Origin of the sequence: Bradyrhizobium genomosp. III, from assembly GCF_000261705.1 — a bacterium.
Taxonomy (GTDB): domain Bacteria; phylum Pseudomonadota; class Alphaproteobacteria; order Rhizobiales; family Xanthobacteraceae; genus Bradyrhizobium; species Bradyrhizobium ottawaense.
This window is the reverse complement of sequence record NZ_AJQF01000564.1, coordinates 1-982: the sequence shown is the minus strand read 5'-3', so window position 1 is coordinate 982 and position 982 is coordinate 1. Positions and strand designations below refer to the sequence as shown.

Below are 982 nucleotides of genomic sequence, written 5' to 3'. Positions count from 1 at the left end.
ATTCTCCGTCGTTGCCGCCTCCATACCCCCCGCCAGCGATTTGCAAACACGTTGATCAACAGACTGCAATCCCCACGCCAAACCTTTGCGAGTGGGACGCGAACGTCGCTTACGGTAAGAGAAATATGAGAACCTGGTGCAGTTGTCGGGCGCCGCAGACATTACGTTGCTGTGGCGGGTTTGCGACAAGACTGGCTGGCGCCGAACATGATCGACGAGGACGCGAGCCACCTCAGCGTCACGCGTTGCGTCCGCTCCTTAAACAGCCAGTCGGGGCTGCGTCATCGCCTAGACGATGCTGCCAATCAACGCGCCCGAGGCGGTCTCTTGCGCGCGAGCAAGATCACCATTCACCAGTGCTCCACTTTCCGTCGCGGCCGGATCGCCAGCGGACGGGCAAACCGCTTTCCCCCGAGCCGCTTGGGTCTGGCGACCATCAGGACCGAGGCCGTCATGCGTTCCGCGCCGCTCGCTTGCATCTTGGCTATCGCCCGAGCGAGCGCGTCGTCCAGGACGTGAGAAGGCCCAGCTGTTCGGCCGCAACACCGACGAATGCCGATCTCAAGTCGTTAGGTGAGCGCGAGCTTCAGAGTCGCCCATCTTGGTCAACCATGTGGAGAGCTGCTAAGGCTAATCGATAGCGCCACACGCAGAAGCTAGCGTTTGTGTGCCCGGGCGGGCAAGCAAGAAACGGCTACGCTTCTTCGCCAGCGGACGCTTAGAGGAAGACGGCCATTTCAGCGGCGGCTTCGCCAACAATTACAACGATTTGTCTTAATCAGGACACGAGTGAATCCTCTTTTCCAACAACAAGGCGCGAGCGCCATCTGCATGACGCGTAGCATCAATAGCAGCCGGATAAAGTTGGCGGATCGTATTGCCTCATCTGACGATGAAAATCTCAGCTTGGCCGATGTAGCTCCGGCTGACGGCCTGTCCGACGTTGCATCATGGCGCGCAGGATCGGACGCACTGGGGACAT

General features: G+C 59.6%; 1 protein-coding gene. It reads left to right on the top strand.

The window, feature by feature from the left end; genetic code table 11:
• Positions 1-789: 789 nt before the first annotated feature.
• Positions 790-982, top strand: a 193-nt coding sequence (locus tag IC66_RS48085; protein WP_210161495.1) for a hypothetical protein, incomplete at its 3' end; no start/stop codon positions are given.